General features: G+C 67.7%; 23 protein-coding genes. 8 read left to right on the top strand and 15 right to left on the bottom strand.

Annotated features, from left to right (window positions below):
* Positions 1–2 precede the first annotated feature (2 nt).
* The 10 genes from E3U25_RS04535 to E3U25_RS04490 all read right to left on the bottom strand — a co-directional run bounded on the left by E3U25_RS04535 (position 3) and on the right by E3U25_RS04490 (position 11,262).
* Positions 3–470 (bottom strand): hypothetical protein, encoded by a 468-nt coding sequence (locus E3U25_RS04535; protein WP_116221080.1) that lies wholly within the window; start codon positions 468–470, stop codon positions 3–5.
* 226 nt (positions 471–696) lie between these two features.
* On the bottom strand, positions 697–1,296 hold the full coding sequence (locus E3U25_RS04530; protein ID WP_140847531.1) for a hypothetical protein: 600 nt from the start codon (positions 1,294–1,296) through the stop codon (positions 697–699).
* Positions 1,297–1,453: 157 nt separating this feature from the next.
* Complete coding sequence (locus E3U25_RS04525) at positions 1,454–3,244, bottom strand: phage terminase large subunit family protein (RefSeq protein ID WP_116221701.1); 1,791 nt, start codon at positions 3,242–3,244, stop codon at positions 1,454–1,456.
* Positions 3,234–3,746 (bottom strand): DNA packaging protein, encoded by a 513-nt coding sequence (locus E3U25_RS04520; protein ID WP_116221082.1) that lies wholly within the window; start codon positions 3,744–3,746, stop codon positions 3,234–3,236. Before E3U25_RS04520 ends, E3U25_RS04525 begins: the two co-directional genes overlap by 11 nt.
* 87 nt (positions 3,747–3,833) lie before the next feature.
* Positions 3,834–4,529, bottom strand: coding sequence for a helix-turn-helix domain-containing protein (locus E3U25_RS04515; RefSeq protein ID WP_116221083.1), 696 nt, complete (start codon positions 4,527–4,529; stop codon positions 3,834–3,836).
* Positions 4,519–5,517, bottom strand: coding sequence for a helix-turn-helix domain-containing protein (locus E3U25_RS04510; RefSeq protein WP_140847527.1), 999 nt, complete (start codon positions 5,515–5,517; stop codon positions 4,519–4,521). The genes E3U25_RS04515 and E3U25_RS04510 overlap by 11 nt, the downstream gene beginning before the upstream one ends.
* A 640-nt stretch (positions 5,518–6,157) precedes the next feature.
* Positions 6,158–9,490 (bottom strand): carbamoyl-phosphate synthase large subunit, encoded by a 3,333-nt coding sequence (gene carB, locus E3U25_RS04505; protein WP_116221085.1) that lies wholly within the window; start codon positions 9,488–9,490, stop codon positions 6,158–6,160.
* A gap of 186 nt (positions 9,491–9,676) precedes the next feature.
* Positions 9,677–10,201, bottom strand: coding sequence for a TIGR00645 family protein (locus E3U25_RS04500; protein ID WP_116221086.1), 525 nt, complete (start codon positions 10,199–10,201; stop codon positions 9,677–9,679).
* A 134-nt stretch (positions 10,202–10,335) separates the two neighbouring features.
* Positions 10,336–10,698, bottom strand: a complete 363-nt coding sequence (locus tag E3U25_RS04495) for a cell division protein ZapA (RefSeq protein ID WP_024843277.1) — start codon at positions 10,696–10,698, stop codon at positions 10,336–10,338.
* Positions 10,699–10,701: 3 nt separating this feature from the next.
* Positions 10,702–11,262 carry a hypothetical protein gene (locus E3U25_RS04490; protein ID WP_244294957.1) on the bottom strand — a complete coding sequence of 187 codons (561 nt, stop codon included), beginning with the start codon at positions 11,260–11,262 and terminating at the stop codon, positions 10,702–10,704.
* Positions 11,263–11,452: 190 nt separating this feature from the next.
* Here E3U25_RS04490 and hisB point away from each other — a divergent pair, with 190 nt between their 5' ends.
* Both hisB and hisH read left to right on the top strand, forming a co-directional pair.
* A complete protein-coding gene (hisB, locus tag E3U25_RS04485; protein WP_116221087.1) occupies positions 11,453–12,040 on the top strand; it encodes an imidazoleglycerol-phosphate dehydratase HisB in 588 nt (195 codons plus the stop codon).
* Positions 12,040–12,669, top strand: coding sequence for an imidazole glycerol phosphate synthase subunit HisH (gene hisH, locus E3U25_RS04480; RefSeq protein ID WP_036749507.1), 630 nt, complete (start codon positions 12,040–12,042; stop codon positions 12,667–12,669). The genes hisB and hisH overlap by 1 nt, the downstream gene beginning before the upstream one ends.
* A 111-nt stretch (positions 12,670–12,780) precedes the next feature.
* Here the strand turns inward: hisH and E3U25_RS04475 are convergent, their stop codons facing one another.
* Positions 12,781–13,167, bottom strand: coding sequence for a DUF2147 domain-containing protein (locus E3U25_RS04475; protein ID WP_116221088.1), 387 nt, complete (start codon positions 13,165–13,167; stop codon positions 12,781–12,783).
* Positions 13,168–13,326: 159 nt separating this feature from the next.
* On the opposite strand from E3U25_RS04475, the gene hisA reads away from it, so the two are divergent.
* The 4 genes from hisA to E3U25_RS04455 are packed head-to-tail and all read left to right on the top strand — an operon-like array spanning position 13,327 to position 15,660.
* Positions 13,327–14,043, top strand: coding sequence for a 1-(5-phosphoribosyl)-5-[(5-phosphoribosylamino)methylideneamino]imidazole-4-carboxamide isomerase (gene hisA / locus E3U25_RS04470; protein WP_072460773.1), 717 nt, complete (start codon positions 13,327–13,329; stop codon positions 14,041–14,043).
* Between the two features lie 27 nt (positions 14,044–14,070).
* Complete coding sequence (gene hisF / locus E3U25_RS04465) at positions 14,071–14,832, top strand: imidazole glycerol phosphate synthase subunit HisF (RefSeq protein ID WP_116221089.1); 762 nt, start codon at positions 14,071–14,073, stop codon at positions 14,830–14,832.
* Positions 14,829–15,155: a phosphoribosyl-ATP diphosphatase gene (locus E3U25_RS04460; RefSeq protein WP_036749496.1), complete on the top strand. Its 327-nt coding sequence runs from the start codon at positions 14,829–14,831 to the stop codon at positions 15,153–15,155. Before hisF ends, E3U25_RS04460 begins: the two co-directional genes overlap by 4 nt.
* 4 nt (positions 15,156–15,159) lie before the next feature.
* The gene (locus E3U25_RS04455) at positions 15,160–15,660 is read left to right on the top strand and encodes an MgtC/SapB family protein (RefSeq protein ID WP_036749493.1); all 501 of its coding nucleotides are present in this window, start codon (positions 15,160–15,162) and stop codon (positions 15,658–15,660) included.
* Here E3U25_RS04455 and rnd read toward each other — a convergent pair.
* The 3 genes from rnd to E3U25_RS04440 form a co-directional block, all read right to left on the bottom strand.
* Positions 15,657–16,829: a ribonuclease D gene (rnd, locus tag E3U25_RS04450; protein ID WP_166435497.1), complete on the bottom strand. Its 1,173-nt coding sequence runs from the start codon at positions 16,827–16,829 to the stop codon at positions 15,657–15,659. The genes E3U25_RS04455 and rnd overlap by 4 nt on opposite strands.
* A 124-nt stretch (positions 16,830–16,953) precedes the next feature.
* Positions 16,954–18,084 carry a tRNA guanosine(34) transglycosylase Tgt gene (gene tgt / locus E3U25_RS04445; RefSeq protein WP_072460774.1) on the bottom strand — a complete coding sequence of 377 codons (1,131 nt, stop codon included), beginning with the start codon at positions 18,082–18,084 and terminating at the stop codon, positions 16,954–16,956.
* A gap of 44 nt (positions 18,085–18,128) precedes the next feature.
* Positions 18,129–18,890, bottom strand: a complete 762-nt coding sequence (locus tag E3U25_RS04440; RefSeq protein ID WP_116221091.1) for a GNAT family N-acetyltransferase — start codon at positions 18,888–18,890, stop codon at positions 18,129–18,131.
* Positions 18,891–18,989: 99 nt separating this feature from the next.
* Here E3U25_RS04440 and msrB point away from each other — a divergent pair, with 99 nt between their 5' ends.
* Positions 18,990–19,388 (top strand): peptide-methionine (R)-S-oxide reductase MsrB, encoded by a 399-nt coding sequence (msrB, locus tag E3U25_RS04435; protein WP_036749485.1) that lies wholly within the window; start codon positions 18,990–18,992, stop codon positions 19,386–19,388.
* Positions 19,389–19,444: 56 nt separating this feature from the next.
* Here the strand turns inward: msrB and E3U25_RS04430 are convergent, their stop codons facing one another.
* The gene (locus E3U25_RS04430; RefSeq protein ID WP_240540457.1) at positions 19,445–19,876 is read right to left on the bottom strand and encodes an outer membrane protein assembly factor BamE; all 432 of its coding nucleotides are present in this window, start codon (positions 19,874–19,876) and stop codon (positions 19,445–19,447) included.
* A gap of 138 nt (positions 19,877–20,014) precedes the next feature.
* Between E3U25_RS04430 and E3U25_RS04425 the strand changes: the two genes are divergently transcribed.
* Positions 20,015–20,539 (top strand): YceD family protein, encoded by a 525-nt coding sequence (locus tag E3U25_RS04425; protein WP_116221092.1) that lies wholly within the window; start codon positions 20,015–20,017, stop codon positions 20,537–20,539.
* Position 20,540: the final 1 nt, after the last annotated feature.

The raw sequence follows: 20,540 nt of genomic DNA, 5'->3' as shown, positions 1-20,540 counted from the left end.
AGTCAGGCGACCCGCACCGCCTGGCAGCGCGCGTCGAAATCGGCCAACGCCGCATGAGCTGCCGGGCCGCCATGGGCGCGCACCAGATGGGCAGCGAAGGCGTTGACAAGGTTTTGCGCGGCATCCCCGATGGGGATGCGGATAGCGGGGGTCAAGGCGTCGAACTTTTCAAGCGGGGTCAGGGCGAAAAGCCCGAACTCGACCAGCCGGCCGGCCATGAACTCGGCCAGAACGTCTCGCTTCATCACCGCCGGCCAAGCCTTGCCGGGTTCGATGCCGGCCTTGATCATCCCGGATACGACCAACTCGCGAAGCCCGTCCTGCAAGCGATATTCCCTGATCTCACCGTTCAAGGTGGATGCCCTACGGTGCGCGCCGAACTGGTTCTCGTCCTTGGTGATTGACCCCGTTCCCCGCCCCACAAGCTGGGCAAAATCGGTGATCGTGATGGCGAAATCTTCCAACTTCATGGGTAGGAACCTTCCTGTAGATTTTCCCGGAAGGTATCATGTCGCGTGATATTTTTACTAATGATTTCAATTTGGTGCAAGATGCACCAAATCACATCAATGTAGCCCGATTGATACCGGCTGCATCCCCTTTGACACCCGTCAATACACTTTGACACCCAGTTAATACACTTTGGCACCCATTATCACATTCTCGTGATAATCATCGAAACATGACCCGCAGGGATCATTCATCGTCGCGCAGCACCTTCCAGACCTCCCGGATCTTCTTCCCGATGGTGCTCTCGTCCGGTGCGCGGCCGTCCGAAGATCGCCGCGCGAACCAATCCTGCATCTCGAGCGTGAGTTCTCTCTGGGTGGCGGGAAGGCCGTAGTTGTGGATTCGCCGCACCACCGCCAGCCAGAAGGCTTCCCAATCCCATGTCGCGGTCGATCCGCCTCGTGTAGAGGGGCGGCGCGTCAGGTCATGTTCTTCCTCGAACCGATCAAGATGCGCGGCGAGAACAAGAATGTCTGCCCGCTCGATACAGAACCCGCCTGCCGGGCTGGAAATACGCTTCCAATCATCGCCGGAATCAGGGGCTCTGACGTGAAAAACCATGGCCTGACGTGGCCCGGTGCCATCGCGGCGGAACATGGTCAGAACAGCCTCGGGCGGGATGGCCGTAAGCCCATACCCTTCCCTGCCGGCGGTTTCCCAGGGCGGCAAGGATGCCACCAGTTCAAGTTTGCCCTGAATGGCGTAGCCGATTACATCGGCCGGTGCCCGGTCCAGGCGCGCGGCAGCTTCATCGACGGTCCATGCAAAGCGTGGTGGCAATGGCATGTTTCCTCCTTGTTTCCTCGAAGACTGGTTGCCTGCCGCACCAAGGAGCCAGGCCGCAGGCTGTCGGGGTTTCGCCTCCATGAGGCCGGCACTGTCCGACTGATCCGGGGCAGATGGGATGAATGCCTATCCCTGACGGGTCCGCCCAACCCGATTCCTATGTGCGCTGCATCCATCTGCTTTGCGTGATGGGGCCGCGCCGGCCGGGCGGCGCGGCCTCGACCTGCGACAACGCCGCGCGCCGATCGTCGGGGTTGATCTGGACAAGTTGGCGCGCGGCCACGCCATAGACCAGACAATCCAGCGCCTCGGCGCGCTTGCCGGGGATGCGGACGAATTGCCGGGTCGGCTGGCCCCGACTGTAGCGGATCACGGCCCGCTCGCTGGTCGCCTGCTCATACCAGACCGCCGGCAGGCCGGCAGAGAACCGGACAGCGGCAGGATTGCCGATGCGGCCGAAAAGCTGGGTTTTGACCGTATCCACGCCGACTATCCACAGCCGCGCGCCGGTCTTTGTCTTTGACCCGGCCTTTTCGATCACCGGCCGGTTTCCGGGCGCGCCCTTGATCGCGACCACCTTGCGCCGGGTGCGGGCGCGGCAGAAATCGGTTACACGATGCATGGTCGTGCCGTCGCTCCCGTCGATCGCGGCGGCATCGATCGCCATCTTGCCCCCGAGTTCATGCGGGAAACGCTCGGTCAGCAGCCCGTCCAGTTCGGCCCATGTTTCCTCGGCGTCCCATGCGCCCCAGATCACCCGATGGCCCAGAACCAGCATCTGCCCCGCGTCGGTGAAACCGCAGTAAGTCAGTTCGATCCGATCGTGCTGCACGTCGCAGCCGACCGTCAGAACCAGCACCTCGGCCGGGATCAGGTCCAGCCCGAACGGCTCGGCCCGCGCCATCAGTGCCGACTCATCCAGTTCCTCGCCATCGGCGCGCCAGCCCTGGCCGAGGATGGTGTTGACGAAGGTCTGCAAGGTGGTCGGATCGTCCTTGGCGGCTAGAAACTCGGTGGCCAGCTTTGACCAGGCGGCGTTGGCATGCAGCGAGACCAGGGCATTGAGCCGGAAACCAGCATGGCCCTGCACTTCGGGACGCAGCGCCCGCCAGCAGCCTTCCTCGACCATGGCGGGCTTGTGGCGCTCCTCGATCTCCTCGGCACAATGCGGGCAGCGCCAGCGGGCGGTTTCCGGCGCGCCCTCGTCCCAGGTGATCGCGTCCCAGGTGATTTCCGCGAACGTGCCGCAGGCCGGGCATGGCACCTCGAAGATGCGCTGATCAGACTGCGCCCAGGCGCGCAGGACGTGGCTGGTATCCTCGTGAACCGGGGTGCTGCCCAGCACGATCTTGCGATCCGGGAAGGACAGGGTGCGGCGCTCGGCCAGCACGATGGGCGAGCCTTCGGCGGTGGCCTCCATGCCGTCCGCCTCGTCGATGAACAGCAGGCGGACGTTGTGCCGGCGCAGGTTGCGCGGGGCCTTGGCGGCCACCACCTTGAGCGAGCCGCCGGGAAAGCGGCGCGACAGCAGCGTGTTGCGGCCCGATTCGTCGCGCTCGTCCGACAGCACCGCCGCGACGGCGGGCGAGGCCGCGAAGATCGGTTCCACGTCCGAAACCATGTAATCGCGGCAGTCGGCCTCGGCCGGCAGCAGGCAGAGGATTGGCGCGGGGTCGTTTGCCACGAAGCTGGCGACGGCCGAGGTCAAGAGCGTGGTGAAGCCGACGCGCACCGGCTTGACCAGCGTCACCCGCTCAATGAACGGATCCCCGATGGCGTCGGCAATCTCGCGCTGGAACGGCCAGAGCCGCACCGGGCCGGGCTGGGCAGATACGCCTTCGGGCAACCTCACATTGGCCTCGATCCATTCCGAAAGCTGCAGCTTGGGCGGCGGGCGCAGAGCCTGCATAGCCTCGCGGCGGATTTCCGTGATCCGGTCAAGCGGCATCGTCGGCCCCTGCATTATCGGCCAGATCATCCAGGGCGGCGCGGGTTTCCCGATCCAGCGCCGCCACATCGGCCGGGGTCAGATGCGGAAGGGCCGAACGGACCCGCGACGGGATCGCCAGCACCCGCGCCCGAATCGCCCGCAGCGCCTCGCCCCATTCGCGGGCAACATCGGACGCAGGAACCAGTTCGCGGCGAAGCGCGGCGTTCTTGAGCGCCTGCGCGTCGGCCTGTTCCCGCGCCAGCCGCGCCCGCTCGCCGGTCAGGTTCAGCACCGCAGCTTCGTCACCGCGGCCGCTGGCGGTGCCGCGCAGGTGAGCGCAATATCCCTGAACCGTCACCGCCAGGTCCCAGGCATCGCGGCCGAGATGCTTGGCGATGCCCCGGCGTTTCAACTCGGTCAGCATGGCCGGAGAAATCCCTAGAAGATCGCACAAGCCCGGCCCGTCGATGCGATGCACCGGCCCATCGCCTGCAAGGTCAAGCTCGGTTACGATCCTCATTTTCCCTTTCCTTTTCAGATTGTTATTTCAAGCCATCGTAAAAATTTGCAACGCCTGATGCTTCGCGCCTCTGCCACCCGTATACGGTCAGCCCCCGGAAGGACCCGCCGCCGGGTCGAAGCCCGCGCGGAATGCTGCTTCCCCCTCGGCCTCGAACCCGTCGCTCGCATCGGACGGGGGCAACTCGGGCCAGGCTTCCGGGCCGTGCTGGATCAGCGCCGCCAGATCGCGCAGGCACCGCGCCGCCTCATCCGGGCCGTGATCCGCCGCAATGGCCGAAGCGACAGCCACAAGCCCGCCGGTCAGCACGGCGTCAGCGGGAAGATTGTCGGCACTGGCGCGCGTCAGTTCGGTCAAGGCCGTGCCGATGGTCAGCGCAGCCCGGCGGTCCATCTGCCCCAGCATCGCTCCGGCAGGCGTGGCGGCAAAGCTGGGCAGCGCCAGGACGTAAACTGGCTGGCCGTCCTCACGGCTCGGCCGCTGCTCAACCCAGCCGCTATCCAGCAGAACGCGCAGCGCCCGCCGGGTGGCTCGGACGCTCATGCCCGATCCGCCCGCGATCTCGGCGGGGGTCAGCCGGCATTCATCGCTGCCATCCTCGCAGCCGAACAGGGCGATGGTGCCGCCCACGACGCGCACAGCGCCAGACAGGCCGCTGATGCGGATGAACTCGCCATGCCAGTCGATGTTGGCCGGGGGCACAGGAAAATCAGCTTCCATCTGCGCTTGCCGAGTTTCGAACCAACCCATCACATCGGCGAACTCCTCGCGGTTACGCGGCATGACGATCCTCCATCGTGGCAGCTGCCCATTCCGCCCAAAGGCGGGCGGTTCGGGCTTCGAACACGTTGTGCGCGGTCGGGGGGTAGCGATAGGGGGTTTCCCAGCCGGTGCCCTGCGCATCGCTGGATTTCACCCGCAACGCGGCCAGCGTCGGGAAACCGTTCTTCCCCAGCCAGCCATTCCACGCCGCCTCCCGGTCGCTGCCGTGGTGCGCCACGCTGGCAAGGTTCAGCCTCGGCTTTCGAGGAGCACCGTTTGCGACGGATGCAGGATGCTTTTGCGGCTCCGCCTCGCGCGCGTTTGGAATATTCCTTGGAATAATATATATGGGGGGTGCGCCGCTGCACCCTTTTTCGCGGCGATCTGCACCCCTTTCCGACTCCCTCGCATGCACCGAAAAGGGTGCAGCGGCGCACCCCTTTCCGGGGTCGGATCGGATGCGTTCGGGCGTCTGTCCGCCCCCCGAAAAGGGGGCAATCTCGGCCGCTTCGCGGGGATGGTTCGGCTCGTCCTGATGCCCGATCGGGGCCTGCTGGCGCGGGAACTGGTTCACCGGCGCGCCCAGATCGCCGGGCACTGTGAACAGGATGCGCCGGCGCGATCCGCGCCCGCGGGCTTTGGCTCTGGCCAGAAAGCCGGCGTCCTCCAAGGCTCGAAAAGCCCGCTTCACCGTGTCCTCGGAAAAGCCGCATCCCTCGGCGAACTGGCTACGCTTCCAGAAACAGGCACCGGACAGACGGTCAGCGGCGTCATGGACAATGCAGCAGGCCAACACCTTGGCATTGGGGGAAAGGCCGCTCGTGCGGATGGCCTTAAGCCAGCCAAACCGAGCGCGCTCCCACGCGCCGGGCAGCGGCACGGGGCTTGCGGCGCGCGGGCGGGTCGGATAGCCTTCCCTACGAAGCTTAGCCGCTTTCTCTTTGCCCTCGGTAGCGCCGGCCAGCGCACCGGGGGTTTCTATTTCCGGCGTGACTTTTAGGTTAGACAACGCAGGAATATCTTGAATGATCTCAAGGCCCCCTTCCGGGCGGGTTGGACAAGCCAACGGCATTGAATTTACGGGGGAAGAATGGCCCCCTACGGGCTGCCACTTCATCCCTTATTTTCGATAGCTTGAAAGCTGCGATTGTCCTGCAATTCGTGGGATGAGGGCAATTTACTCATGCCGCCATCGGCCAGCCGCGCGCGCCCTGCCGCCTTGGGACAGATGGCGTCTTTTGCACGAGGAACGCGATGATTTCGTATTCCGTCGCCCCAGCATGGACCAAGCGGGTCGCCCCCGCCTTGCGCAAATCGTAAAGCCGTCGCCGGGTTTAATCATCCTGCCGGACGAATGTCGCCACCCCGACAGATGAAGCCGCGCCGGGAAGCGGCCAGGCGATCACCTGTCGCCACCGCATGATTGCAGGCGGGGCGGCTGCCCGGTTTCAGCGGATCGCCCTCGGCGGCGCCGATGAAAGCGCCGGCCCGTTCGCCCTTGCGGATCGTGGCGTTGCGGAACCGGATCGGTCCCCCCGTTCAGCCGTCGCATTTGCCCGGCGGGTCGCCAGCCTTCCATGCCGTGCCGGCTGACGGCCGGGACCGGGGCGCGGAATCACCCCGACCTCCTCCAACCGGCCAGATCGGTCCTAGGCCTGAAGCGACCTCACCCCGACTTCACCTTCGCCGCGCGACTTGATCGCCGCGACGGCGGCGATGCTGCCGGCGGCAGTGGTGTAATAGGGGATCTTGTCGTTCAGCGCGACCGCACGGATCTCGCGCGAATCGGCGATGGCCTGGGCGCCCTCGGTGGTGTTCAGCACCATGGCGATCTCGCCGTTCTTCAGCCGGTCCACGATGTTCGGGCGGCCCTCATAGACCTTGTTCACCAATTCGGTCTCGACCCCCGCGCCGCGCAGGAACTCGGCCGTGCCGCGGGTCGCGACCAGCTTGAAGCCCATGGCGGTCAGCTCGCGCGCAGCCTCGGCCAGATCGGCGGTCTTGTCGGCGTCGCGGACCGAGACGAAGACCAGCCCGCCTTCGGGCAGCTGCGTCCCCGCCCCCATCTGCGCCTTGAGGAAGGCGCGCGGGAAGCTGCGGTCCCAGCCCATGACCTCGCCGGTCGAGCGCATTTCCGGGCCAAGCAGCGTATCGACGCCGGGGAAGCGGGCGAAGGGCAGCACCGCCTCCTTGACCGAGAACCAGGGCGTGTTGGGATCGGCCAGCGTCAGCGGATCGGCAAAGGGCAGCGGATCGTCGGGGCCGACGCCCTCGGGATAGGCCGCGCGGGCGGGGAAGTTCGACATCGGCTCGCCCGCCATCAACCGCGCGGCGATGGACGCAATCGCGCTGTCGGTGGCCTTGGCGACGAAGGGCACGGTGCGCGAGGCGCGCGGGTTCACTTCCAGCACATAGATCGCGCCGTCCTTCAGCGCGAATTGCACGTTCATCAGCCCGACGACGTTCAGCGCGCGGGCCATCGCCTCGGTCTGGACCTTCAGCTCGGCGATGGTGGCGGCGTCCAGCGTATGCGGCGGCAGCGAGCAGGCCGAGTCGCCGGAATGGACGCCCGCTTCCTCGATATGCTCCATGATGCCGGCGACATGGACGGTCTTGCCGTCGGACAGCGCATCGACATCGACCTCGATGGCACCCGAGAGATAGCTGTCCAGAAGCACCGGGCTGTCGCCGGAAACCTGCACCGCCTCGCGGATATAGCGGTTGAGCTGGTCCATGTCGCGCACGATCTCCATCGCGCGGCCGCCCAGCACATAGGACGGACGGATGACCAGCGGGAAGCCGATGCGCTGCGCGATCTCGATGGCCTCGGCGTCGGAATGCGCGATGCCGTTGATCGGCTGCTTCAGCCCCAGGTCGTTGAGCAGCTTCTGGAAGCGCTCGCGGTCCTCGGCCAGGTCGATGGCGTCGGGCGTGGTGCCGAGGATCGGGATGCCCTCCTCCTCCAGCGCATTGGCCAGCTTCAGCGGCGTCTGGCCGCCGAACTGGACGATGACGCCGTGCAGCGTGCCGTTCTCCTGCTCGACCGCCAGGATCTCCAGCACATGCTCCAGGGTCAGCGGCTCGAAATAGAGCCGGTCCGAGGTGTCGTAATCGGTCGAGACCGTCTCGGGGTTGCAGTTGACCATGATCGTCTCGTAGCCGGCCTTGGTCAGCGCGAAACAGGCATGGCAGCAGCAATAGTCGAACTCGATGCCCTGGCCGATGCGGTTCGGGCCGCCGCCCAGGATCACCACCTTCTTGCGGTCGCTGGGCCGGGCCTCGTTCTCGACCTCGCCCATCGCCGGGGCCTCGTAGGTCGAATACATATAAGGGGTCTGGGCCTCGAACTCGGCCGCGCAGGTGTCGATGCGCTTGAAGACCGGGTGCAGGTCATGGGCGCGGCGGGCCTGGCGAACCTCGGCCTCGGCCTTGCCGGCAAGCTTCGCCAGCCGCGCATCGGTAAAGCCCATCATCTTCAGCCGCCGCAGGCCCTCGGCATCCTCGGGCAGGCCCTGGGCGCACAGCTCTGCCTCGGCATCGACGATCTCGCGCAGCCGGGCCAGGAACCAGGGGTCGAAGCTGGTCGCGTGCTGGATCTCGTCGTCGGAAAGCCCGTGGCGCATGGCCTGGGCGATCAGGCGCAGCCGGTCGGGGGTCTGCTGGCTGATCGCCTTGACGATGGCCGCCTTGTCGGGCGCGCCGGGGATCTCGATGTCGTCAAGCCCGGTCAGCCCGTTCTCCATCGAGGTCAGCGCCTTTTGCAGCGATTCGTGGAAGGTGCGGCCGACGGCCATGACCTCGCCCACGGATTTCATCGCCGTGGTCAGCTCGGGCTTGGAACCGGGAAACTTCTCGAAGGCGAAGCGCGGGATCTTGGTCACGACATAGTCGATCGAGGGCTCGAAGCTGGCCGGGGTGACGCGGGTGATGTCGTTGTCCAGTTCGTCCAGCGTATAGCCGACGGCCAGCTTGGCGGCGATCTTGGCGATGGGGAAGCCCGTGGCCTTGGACGCCAGCGCCGAGGAGCGCGAAACCCGCGGGTTCATCTCGATCACCACCATGCGGCCGTCGCGCGGATTGATCGCCCATTGCACGTTCGAGCCGCCGGTCTCGACCCCGATCTCGCGCAGCACGGCGATCGAGCCGTTGCGCATGCGCTGGTATTCGCGGTCGGTCAGGGTCAGCGCCGGGGCGACGGTGATCGAATCGCCGGTATGCACGCCCATCGGATCGACGTTCTCGATGGAACAGACGATGATGGCATTGTCGGCGCGGTCGCGCACGACCTCCATCTCGTATTCCTTCCAGCCCAGCAGGCTCTCGTCCACCAGCACCTGCGCGACCGGAGAGGCTTCCAGCCCCGAGCGCACGATGCGCTCGTAATCGTCGCGGTTATAGGCGACGCCGCCGCCGGTGCCGCCCAGGGTGAAGGCGGGGCGGATGATGGCGGGCAGGCCGATCTCCTCCAGCGCCTCCATGGCCATCGAGACCCCGGCCGCGATGTCGTATTTGCCGTTCGGATGCTTGGGCGCGGCGACGATGGTGGCGCGCGGGTTCTCCAGCCCGATGCGGTCCATGGCCTCGCGGAACAGCTTGCGGTCCTCGGCCATCTCGATGGCGGCGCGCTGCGCGCCGATCAGCTCGACGCCGTAGCGGTTCAGCACGCCCATGTCGGCCAGCGCCAGGGCGGTGTTCAGCCCGGTCTGTCCGCCCATGGTCGGCAGCAGCGCATCGGGCCGCTCCTTGGCGATGATCTTTTCCACCACCTCGGGGGTGATCGGCTCGATATAGGTCGCATCCGCCATCTCGGGATCGGTCATGATCGTGGCGGGGTTCGAGTTCACCAGGATGACCCGGTAGCCCTCTTCGCGCAGCGCCTTGCAGGCCTGGGCGCCGGAATAGTCGAATTCGCAGGCCTGCCCGATGACGATGGGACCGGCACCGATGATCAGGATGGATTTGATATCGGTTCTTTTCGGCATGACGGTCCCCAGGGCTTGCGGCTGATAAATCGTCCGGGGTTATAGCCATGGCGGGCGAAGTCGCAAGGGTCCGCGCCGCCCGCCCGGCCAAAAATCCGCCACGGAAAGCGGCGCCGCCGGCCAGGCGCCGCCCCGCGCTTCTTCGTTGCCCAAATACCCATGCGGCCGCGCCGCCGGGCCGAGGGCTCAGAACTGGGACGCCTTGCCCTTCTTCAGCGACTTGCCGTGGCTCGCGATCCAGTCCATCGCGGCCAGCAGCACGCCCGAGATCACGAAGACCAGATGGATCACCACCATCCAGCGGATCTGCTCGGGGGCGTATTTGCCGACATCCATGAACACCTTCAGCAGGTGGATGCCCGAGATGGCCACGATCGAGGCCACCAGCTTCAGCTTCAGCGCCGAGAAATCCACCTCGCCCTGCCACTCCGGCCGGTCCTCGTGTTCGCTCAGGTCCATGCGGCTGACGAAATTCTCGTAGCCCGAGAAGATCACGATCAGCAGGAGGTTCGCCGCCAGGCTCAGGTCGATCAGCGCCAGCACCCCCAGCACCGCATCGTTGACCGTCATCACCGGCAGGATGCCGATCAGATGCCAAAGCTCCAGCGCAAAGACCCAAAGCAGGATAAGCAGAGACAGCGCCAGACCGACATAGATCGGCGCCATCATCCAGCGGCTGGCGAAAAGGCTGCGTTCGAGAAGGCGTTCCATGAATGCTCCTGAATGGATGGTCGGCCCGCGCTATACAGCCAGGACCGCACCGGCCAAAAGGGGGCACGGGCGCGCACCCCGCAGCCCGCCCCTTCACGGTTTTGCAAATACTCCGGGATCGGCGGCGCCGGCGCTCAATCCGCCAGCTGGTCCTCGGCCTTCTGCGCCAGGGCCTCGGCCCGCGCGGCCAGTTCCGCCATGGCCTCGCCCAGGCTCTCGGGCACCACCGGCACCTCGACGCGCTGCGGGTTGGCCTTCAGCCGCGCCAGTTCGCGCTCCAGCGAGGCCAGGCGATCCTCCAGCGCCGAGGTGCGGTCGGCCAGCATCAGCCCCGACAGCAGCAAAAGCCGCGGCTCGGGCATCCGGCCGGCCTGTTCCAGAATCACCCGCGCCTCGGCATCCAGCAGGCCGGCGGCGCGCTTGAGCAGCCGCTCCTCGCCCTCCTGGCAGGCCAGGGTATAGGACTTGTGCCCGATCGAGAAATCCACTTCCGCCATGGTTCAGCCCCTTCCCTCGTCCAGCGCCGCATCGGCATGCTCGGCCGTGTCCGGCGCCGGCGCCGTCTCCGAAACGCCCTCCGCGGGGGCGGGGGCCTCGATCATGCGGTCCAGCGCATCGACGATCTCGCCCATCTGCGCGACCTCGGCCGCGCGGGCGGCGCGCAGCGATTCGACCTCGGCCTCCAGCGCGCGGCGGGCCTCGTCCTGCGCGCCGTCCCCCTGCTGCGCCGCGATCAGGGCGCGGTTGGCCTCGGCCAGCGCCTCGTTGGCGGCCGAAAGCCGCGCGGCCTCCTCCCCGGCCTCGACCAGGCGCCGATGCGCCTCGGCCAGCCTCTGCTCGCAGTCCGAAAGCGTGACGGACTGGCGCTCGTGCAGGGCGGCAAGCTCTTGCGAAAGGCGGCGGTTTTCGGCCTGAAGCTCGTGCAGCTGCGAGGCGGCCTCCGCATCCGCCGGGACGGGCTGCGGGGCATGCCGCGCCGCGGCGGTACGGTCCAGGAACTGGTCGATGCGGTCCAGGGCCGCGATCAGCCGTTTTTCACTGACGTTCAGATCATCTCTCATCGGCCAGGATCCTTTCGGGTCGCTTGTCCTTCGGGGCTCGCCCACCACTTTTCGCATTGCACCGGCCATATGACAAGGACGGGCGGGACGCGGCGGGGTTTTCCCGCCGGGCCTGCGGCGCCGCATCGGCTTTTCAGCCGCCGGATCGGACCCTATAAGGCGGCAAGCCTGCATGATGGAGAGAGACGCGATGCGCCGCGCAAAGATCACCCGCGAGACGGCCGAGACGCAGATCGAGGTCGAACTGGACCTCGACGGCAGCGGCCGCTACGACAACCGGACCGGCGTCGGGTTCTTCGACCACATGCTGGACCAGCTGGCCCGGCATTCGCTGATCGACCTGACCGTGCGGGCCAGGGGCGACCTGCATATCGACGACCACCACACGGTCGAGGATACCGGCATCGCCATCGGCCAGGCGCTGACGCAGGCGCTGGGCGACAAGCGGGGCATCCGCCGCTATGGCGCCTTCCACCTGGCGATGGACGATGCGCTGGTGCGCGCGGCGCTGGATCTGTCGGCGCGGCCCTATCTGGTCTGGAACGTGGATTTCCCGGCGCAGAAGATCGGCGGCTTCGACACCGAGCTGGTGCGGGAATTCTTCCAGGCGCTTGCGACCCATGGCGGGATCACGCTGCATGTCGACCGGCTGCACGGGCTCAACGCCCATCACATCGCCGAGGCGGCCTTCAAGGCCGTCGCCCGCGCCCTGCGCGAGGCGGTCGAGCCCGACCCGCGCATGGCGGGCGTGCTGCCCTCGACCAAGGGCGCGCTGTGATGCGGGTGGCGCTGGTCGATTACGACAGCGGCAACCTGCATTCGGCCGAAAAGGCCTTTGCGCTGATGGGGCGCGAGGCGGGGGCCGAGGTGGTGGTGACATCCGACCCGGCCGAGGTCGCGCGCGCCGATCGCATCGTGCTGCCGGGCGACGGCGCCTTTCCGGCCTGCCGGGCGGCGCTCGACGCCGTGCCGGGCATGGTCGAGGCGCTGCACGAGGCGGTGATCGCCCGCGCCGTGCCCTTCATGGGCATCTGCGTCGGCATGCAGATGCTGGCCGAGATCGGGCACGAATATCGCGACACCGCGGGACTGGGCTGGATCGGCGGCGAGATCGAGGCGATCCGGGCGCCCGGCCTGAAGGTGCCGCATATGGGCTGGAACGACCTCAGGGTGCTGCGCCCGCACCCGCTGCTCGACGGGATCGCCACGGGCGACCATGCCTATTTCGTGCATGGCTGGCAGTTCCGGGTCGCCGATCCCGCGCATCTGCTGGCGACCGCCGATTACGGCGGGCCGGTGACGGCGGTGGTCGGGCGGGACAACATCGTCGGCACCCAGTTCCACCCCGAGAAGTCGCAGGCCGTGGGGCTGCGCATCATCGGCAACTTCCTGCGCTGGCGCCCGTGACGGGCGGTGGCGGGGGCTCTGCCCCCCGCCTTCCAGGCCCCTCGACGGGGCCTGGAAGGCGTCCCCCGGAGTATTTGGAAAACGGAGAAAGCCGCAGCGGAAGCCGGGCGGCTATTTGACCCGCACCCATTGCTGCGTCTTGCAGAAGACCGCGACGCAGCCCGAGACGTTCAGCGTCTTGCCGTCGAGCTGCATCTTCGAATTGTAGGTCTTGTCGGCGCCGGGATCCCAGATCGTGCCGCCCGAGAACTTGCCGCCGCCCTCGTCGGCCATGCCGGCGACGATGTTCTTGCCGTCATGGGGCGACTTGATCTGCTTGCCCGCCTTGTCGAAGCTTCTGACCAGCCGGCCGCAATACTTGCCGTCGCAGTCGTAGAACTCGACCATGCCGACATTGCCGTCGTCATTGGCCTGGGTCTGGAAGATGCCGCCGATGCCCTGGGCCTGCGCGGTGGCGCCCGCAAGCGCGAGCAGCGTGGCAAGAGCCAATGTCCTCATGGTGATTCCCCCCTCCCCAGGGTTATGGTCCGGGCCGCAGGATGGGCGCGCCCCGGGCCGCCGATCAAGCCTGACGTGAGGTCGCGGCCGGCGGATCCGGGGCCTTTCGGTCCGCCGCCGGCTGTGGCAAAGGGGCGCCACGCTATCAGGAGAGATGCGATGATCCTTTATCCCGCGATCGACCTCAAGGACGGCAATTGCGTGCGCCTGCTGCGCGGCGACATGGAGGCGGCGACCGTCTTCGGCTCGGACCCCGCCGCGCAGGCCCGCGCCTTCCAGGATGCCGGGGCGGAATGGCTGCATCTGGTCGACCTGAACGGCGCCTTCGCCGGCAAGCCGGTCAACGCCGCCGCGGTCGAGGCGATCCTGGCCGCCATCGACGTGCCCGCCCAGCTGGGCGGCGGCATCCGCGACATGGCCACCATCGAGGCCTGGCTGGAACGCGGGCTGGCGCGGGTGATCCTGGGCACGGTGGCGGTCGAGCAGCCCGACCTGGTGCGCGAGGCGGCGATGGCTTTCCCCGGCAAGATCGCCGTCGGCATCGACGCCCGCAACGGCCGGGTCGCAACCCGCGGCTGGGCCGAGGAGACCGACGTGATGGCCGTCGACCTGGCGCATCGCTTCCAGGACGCGGGCGTTGCCGCGATCATCTATACCGACATCGACCGCGACGGCGCCATGGCCGGCCCCAACATCGCCGCGACCGAGGCCCTGGCGCGGGCGGTCAACATTCCGGTCATCGCCTCGGGCGGGGTTTCCTCGATGCAGGATCTGCTGGCGCTGCGCGCGACCGGGGTCATCGCCGGGGCGATCTCGGGCCGGGCGCTCTACGACGGCGCCATCGACCTTCATGCGGCGCTGAAGGCGCTGGCCTGAGCGCGCGGGGCGAGGTAACAAGGCATCATGCTGAAGACCCGTGTGATCCCCTGCCTGGATGTCGCCGATGGCCGCGTGGTCAAGGGCGTGAACTTCGTCGATCTCGTCGATGCCGGCGACCCGGTCGAGGCGGCGCGCGCCTATGACGCCGCCGGCGCGGACGAGATCTGTTTTCTCGACATCCATGCCACGCATGAGAATCGCGGCACCATGTACGACCTGGTGACGCGCACCGCCGAGGCCTGCTTCGTGCCGCTGACCGTGGGCGGCGGCGTGCGCAGCCACAAGGACGTGCGCGACCTGCTGCTGGCGGGCGCGGACAAGGTCAGCTTCAACTCGGCCGCCGTCGCGAACCCCGACGTGATCGCCGAGGCCGCCGACCGCTTCGGCAGCCAGTGCATCGTCTGCGCCATCGACGCCAAGACCGTGGCGCCGGGCAAGTGGGAGATCTTCACCCATGGCGGCCGCAAGCCCACCGGCATCGACGCCGTGGAATTCGCCCGCACCGTCGCCGCCAGGGGCGCGGGCGAGATCCTGCTGACCAGCATGGACCGCGACGGCACCAAGTCGGGCTTCAACATCCCGCTGACCCGCGCCGTGGCCGATGCGGTCGGCATCCCGGTGATCGCCTCGGGCGGGGTCGGCATGCTGGAGCATCTGGCCGAGGGCGTGCTGGAGGGCCATGCCTCGGCGGTCTTGGCCGCCTCGATCTTCCATTTCGGCACCTTCACCATCCGCGAGGCCAAGGAGCATCTGGCCGCCGCCGGCATCCCGGTGCGGCTGACATGAGCGATCCCCTGCCCACCGGCCTGCACCGCCTGGCCGGGACAATCGCCGCGCGCAAGGGCGCCGACCCGGAGAGCAGCTGGACCGCCAAGCTGCTGGCCAAGGGCCCCGAGAAATGCGCCGAGAAATTCGGCGAAGAGGCCGTCGAGGCGATCATCGAGGCGGTCAAGGGCGACCGCGAGCGGCTGATTTCCGAGGCGGCCGATACGCTTTACCACCTGCTGGTCATGCTGGCGGCGCGCGACGTGACGCTTTCCGACGTGGAAAATGAACTCGACCGCCGCGAGGGGCGTTCGGGGATCGAGGAAAAAGCGTCTCGAAAGTGACAATATGCTGGACATGCTGGCGGGCGAGTTCTCGCGCCCCATGAGCCTGCCCGCCGGCGTGGTCGCCTTGCGGCTGACCATGGCGGTTCTGCTGGGCGGGGTGATCGGCTGGGAGCGCGAGGTGAAATCCCGCGCCGCCGGGCTGCGCACCCATATGCTGATCGCGCTGGCCGCGGCCTGCTTTACGCTGGTGGCGATGGAACTGGTCGATTTCAGCCCGGTGAACGAGCAGCAGCAGCGCACCGACCCCCTGCGGCTGATCGAGGCGGTGACGGCGGGCGTGGCCTTCCTGGCCGCGGGGTCCATCGTCATCAACAAGGGCAATGTGCGCGGCATCACCACCGGCGCCTCGATGTGGCTTTGCGGCGCCATCGGCCTGTGCTGCGGCACCGGCGACCTGCGCCTGGCGCTGATGGCCACCGCCATGGCCATGGTGGTGCTGTATCTGATCCGCGTCCTGGTCAGCCCCGCCGCCCGCGACGTGGCGGAGGGGGAAGAGGACTAGGGCGCGACCGGCACAACCTTGACCGCGCCGCCCTGCGCCGAAAGCGCGATCTCGCCGGCCGCCAGCCGCAGCGCGTCGCGGCCGAAGACCTCGGTACGCCAGCCCGACAGCGCCGGCAGGTCGCGCATGCCCGAGGCGATGGCGTCCAGATCCGAGGCCGAGGCGATCAGCCGCGGCGCCACCCCGGCCGCATCGGCCTTGGCCTTCAGCAGCACCCGCAGCAGCTCCGCCAGCGCGGCATTGCCCGGCCGGCCCGGCTCGTCGGGGGCGGGCTTGGGCAGATCCTTGGCCTCGACCCCGGCCTTGACGGCCGAAAGGATGCCATTGGCGATCTCGCCACGGCGTGCGTCGCGCAGAAGCAGCCGCGACTTGGCCAGGTCGGCCTCGGACAGCGGCTTGGTCGAGGCCAGCTCGATCAGCGCGTCGTCCTTGAACACGCGGGCGCGCGGAATGTCGCGTTCCTGCGCATAGGTCTCGCGGAAACGCGCCAACTCGCGCACCACGGCCAGGAAGCGGGGCGAGCCGGAGCGGGTGCGCACCCGCTCCCACGCCTCTTCCGGGCGGGTGATGTAGGTTTCGGGGTTCAGAAGCACCGCGACCTCTTCGGCCAGCCAGGGCGCGCGCCCGGTCTTGTCGAGCTGGGTCGAGAGGAACTCGTAGATCGCCCGCAGATGCGTAACGTCGGCCAGCGCATAGGCCGCCTGCGCATCCGAGAGCGGCCGGTGCGACCAGTCGGTAAAGCGCGACGACTTGTCCAGCGGCTGGCGCGCGATCTTCTTGACCAGCGTTTCGTAGCCGACCTGCTCGCCAAAGCCGCAGACCATGGCGGCGATCTGGGTGTCGAACAGCGGATCGGGCATCACGCCCGCGTCGTGGAAGAAGATCTCCAGATCCTGCCGCGCGGCATGGAATACCTTGACCGTCGCCTTGTGGCGGAAAAGGTCGTAGAGCGGCTCGAGCGACAGCCCCTCGACCAGCGGGTCGATCAGCACCGCCGAGCCCCCCGCCGCCTTCGCGGCCGAGGCCGGGGGCAGCGCGGCCTGGATCAGGCAAAGCCGGGAATAATAGGTCCGCTCGCGCAGGAATTCGGTGTCGAGCGTGACATAGGGCTGGGTCTTGGCCAGGGCGCAGAACTCGGCCAGTTCGGCCGTGGTGGTCAGGGTGCGGATCTCGGGCTTTTGATCGTTCGTTGCTTTTGCGGGCATAGGGTTCCTTCAGGGGGCGGTCCTTCCGCCGGCGATTCCCTTCGGGATTATCGAAGGTTCGCCGAAATTCAAGGCACGACCCGGCGTTTCAACGCGGTTCGATGTCGCCCTGTGCCCGCATTGCCTCGAATCGGGCAACGAACTCGGCCAGGGTTCCGCCCGCGATGGCGTCGCGCAGCCCGGCCATCAGCTCCTGGAAGTAATGCAGGTTGTGCCAGGTCAGCAGCATCCCCGAGATCATCTCGCCGGCGCGGAAGACGTGATGCAGATAGGCGCGACTGTAGCCGGTGCAGGCCGGGCAGCTGCAATCGGCGTCCAGCGGGCGCGGGTCGTCGGCATGGCGGGCGTTCTTGATGTTGACCTGCCCGCGCCGGGTCCAGGCCTGCCCCGTGCGCCCCGAGCGCGAGGGCAGCACGCAATCCATCATGTCCACCCCGCGAACCACCGCGCCGACGATGTCGTCGGGCTTGCCCACGCCCATCAGGTAGCGCGGCTTGTCCTGCGGCAAGAAGCCCGGCGCATAGTCCAGCACGCCGAACATCGCCTCCTGCCCCTCGCCCACGGCGAGACCGCCGATGGCATAGCCGTCGAAGCCGATCGCCTTCAGCGCCTCGGCCGATTCCTCGCGCAATTCGCGGGTGACGCCGCCCTGCATGATGCCGAACAGCGCATGTCCCGGCCGGTCGCCGAAGGCGTCGCGGCTACGCTCGGCCCAACGCATCGACATGCGCATGGATTTCGCCACCTCCTCCTCGGTCGCGGGCAGCGCCGGGCATTCGTCGAAGGCCATGACGATGTCCGAGCCCAGCAGGCGCTGGATCTCCATGCTGGTCTCGGGCGAAAGGTGGTGCTTGGAGCCGTCGACATGGCTGGAGAAGGTCACGCCCTCTTCCGTCAGCTTGCGCAGGCCCGCCAGCGACATGACTTGGAAGCCGCCCGAATCGGTCAGGATCGGGCGCGGCCAGTTCATGAACTTGTGCAGCCCGCCCAGCCGGGCGATGCGTTCGGCGCCGGGGCGCAGCATCAGGTGATAGGTGTTGCCCAGCAGGATGTCGGCGCCGGTGGCGCGGACCGATTCGGGCAGCATCGCCTTGACCGTGGCGGCGGTGCCCACGGGCATGAAGGCGGGGGTGCGGATCTCGCCCCGCGGGGTCTGGATCACGCCGCTGCGGGCGCGGCCGTCGGTGGCGTGGACGGTGAATTGGAATCTGTCGCTCATGCCTGCGCAGATAGGGGGTTTCGCCGGCGGATGCAAAGCCGCCCTTACGCCCCGGCCGCGCGCAACAGTTTCGCCCGTTCCGGGGGAATGGCCCGGATCTCCAGCCCGGTGAAGACATGCAGCGTATCCATCTGCCGATCCACCACCGCATGGTCGCTGACCCAGCCCCCCATGGCGAGGTATGAGCGCAGAAGCGGCGGCATCGCCGCCATCGCCCGGCGCGGGTCCGCCTTGCGCAGCCGCAGCGCGCGGGCAAAGCGAAACACCTGCGGCGCCTTGACCCGCGGCAGCCAGCGCTTCGGCGCCAGATGCCGCTCGCGCAGCATGGCGAACGCGTCCTCGTAGCCGTGGATGTCGGTGCCGGCAAAGCTGGAGCAGCCGAACAGCATCTCGATGCGCGCGTCGTCGACATGCCGCGCCAGCGCGCCCCAGGCCAGGCGCAGGATGTCCGGGTCGTGCCATTCCGGGTGGATGCAGAAGCGGCCGATCTCGACCATGGGGCCGCGGAAATCGCGCAGCCGCGACAGGTTGTAATGGCGCGCGGAATAGCTGTCGCCGATCTGGGCGCCGCAGGTCAGCGTCAGCATGCGAAAGCACGCGACCAGCCTGCCGCCGGCCTTGTCGCGAATCAGCACATGGCTGCATCGGTCGTCGTAATCGTCGGCATCCAGCGGCGGCTCGCCATCCCCCGCGCCCGCACCGCGCCGGCCCAGAAAGCAAAGCCAGCGCAGCCGCTGCGCCTCGCGGATCTCTGCGGGGCCTTCGGCAAAGCCGACCTGGTAACGGCCCTTGCTGAGTGAAATCATGGCGTTCCCGCCCGGCCCGTAAACCGGCCCGCTCCGACTTGTTAACATCCATACTGCGCCTATCTTGTAACAGCAGCATGGCAGGATTGAAGGGCCAAGATGTCGGAACGGATCATCAAGAGCGACGCGGAATGGCGGGCAGCGCTGGACGCCGAAACCTATCGCGTGACGCGGCAGGCGGGGACCGAGCGGCCGTTCTCGCATCCGGGCTTTCCCAAGGGGCCGGGGCATTACGAATGCGCCTGTTGCGGGGCCCGGCTGTTCGAGGGCGACGCCAAGTTCGAAAGCCATTGCGGCTGGCCCAGCTTTTCCCGCCCCAGCCCGGCGGGCGACATCGACGAGCATCGCGACACCAGCCACGGCATGATCCGCACCGAGGTGCGCTGCCACCGCTGCGACGCGCATCTGGGCCATGTCTTCCCCGACGGCCCGCCGCCGACGGGCCTGCGCTATTGCATCAACGGCGTGGCGCTGCGCTTCGTGCCGGAGCCGGGCTGAAGGGCGGCCAAGCCGCTGAAAGGGGACGCCCGGCAAGGCGCCCCGCCCCACCCCGATCAATCGCCTAGGAAATCCCCGGCCTGGACGCGGCCGACATTGCCCAGAAGCTGGCGGATCAGGCCAAGGCTGGTCACGCCGGTATCGGTGACGCGGCGCGACAGCACCACGACCTGCCCGCGCTCCAGCCCGAAGCGCTCGACATTGCTGACCACGCCGCTTTCGGCGAAGCTGATGGCAACCACCTGGCGGTCGATCTCGCGCGGTTCGCGCGGGCCGTAGAACTGCCAGCGCGAGCCCACGTAATACCAGGCCGAGCCGGTCAGCAGCCCCTGCGCCGAAGGCCGGCCGATCAACCCTTCCAGCTCGGCCTGCGGGGTCTGGCCGACGACGACCTGGGCCAGCTGCTCCTCGGGCGGGATATAGCCGTGGTTGCGATAGGTGGCCTGGCAGGCGGAAAGGCCCAGAGGTGCGGCCAGTGCAAAAGCCATGAGCTGCCGCCGGGAAATCTTCATCTTTTCTCTGCCCTCTTACGCGCCTGTTGACGCCGCGCGACCGGCTTAGCAAACTCATGCCCCACGCTCAAGAATATCCAGACCAAGGGCGGTTTTGCCCGCGAAAGGCCACCGATGACCGATTCCAAAGCCCCGCAGACCCGGTTCCGGGTGGCCCATCTGAACCCGCGCCAGCCGACCGATTTCGCGCTGGCCCCCACAGCGCCCGCCCGCCGGGCGCTGGCGGCAGAGCTGGGGCTGATCGCCCTGCCCCGGCTGGATTTTTCCGGCCGCATCCGCGCCGTGGCCAGCGACGCCTGGGAGGTGACGGGGGCGCTTTCGGCCCGCGTCGTGCAGCCCTGCGTGGTGACGCTGGCCCCGGTCGAGACCGAATTGCGCGAATCCCTGCACCGCGTCTTTTCGCCCCATGCCGGCACGCCCGAAGGCGACGAGGTCGAGATGCCGGACGAGGATCTGGAGCCCCTGGGCCAGTTCATCGACATCGAGACGATCATGACCGAGGCGCTGGCGCTGGCGCTGCCGCTTTACCCGCGGGCCGAGGGCGCGGCGCTCGACGCCCCCGAACCCCCGCCCGAGGAAGAGGCGCGCAAGCCCTTCGCCGGGCTTGCCGACCTGCTGAAAAACCCCAAGGATTCCTGAA

Origin of the sequence: Paracoccus versutus (assembly GCF_029909795.1) — a bacterium.
In the GTDB taxonomy this organism is placed as follows: domain Bacteria; phylum Pseudomonadota; class Alphaproteobacteria; order Rhodobacterales; family Rhodobacteraceae; genus Paracoccus; species Paracoccus versutus.
Note: the sequence above shows the minus strand (reverse complement) of the source record. Positions and strands in the feature narration are given on the sequence as shown.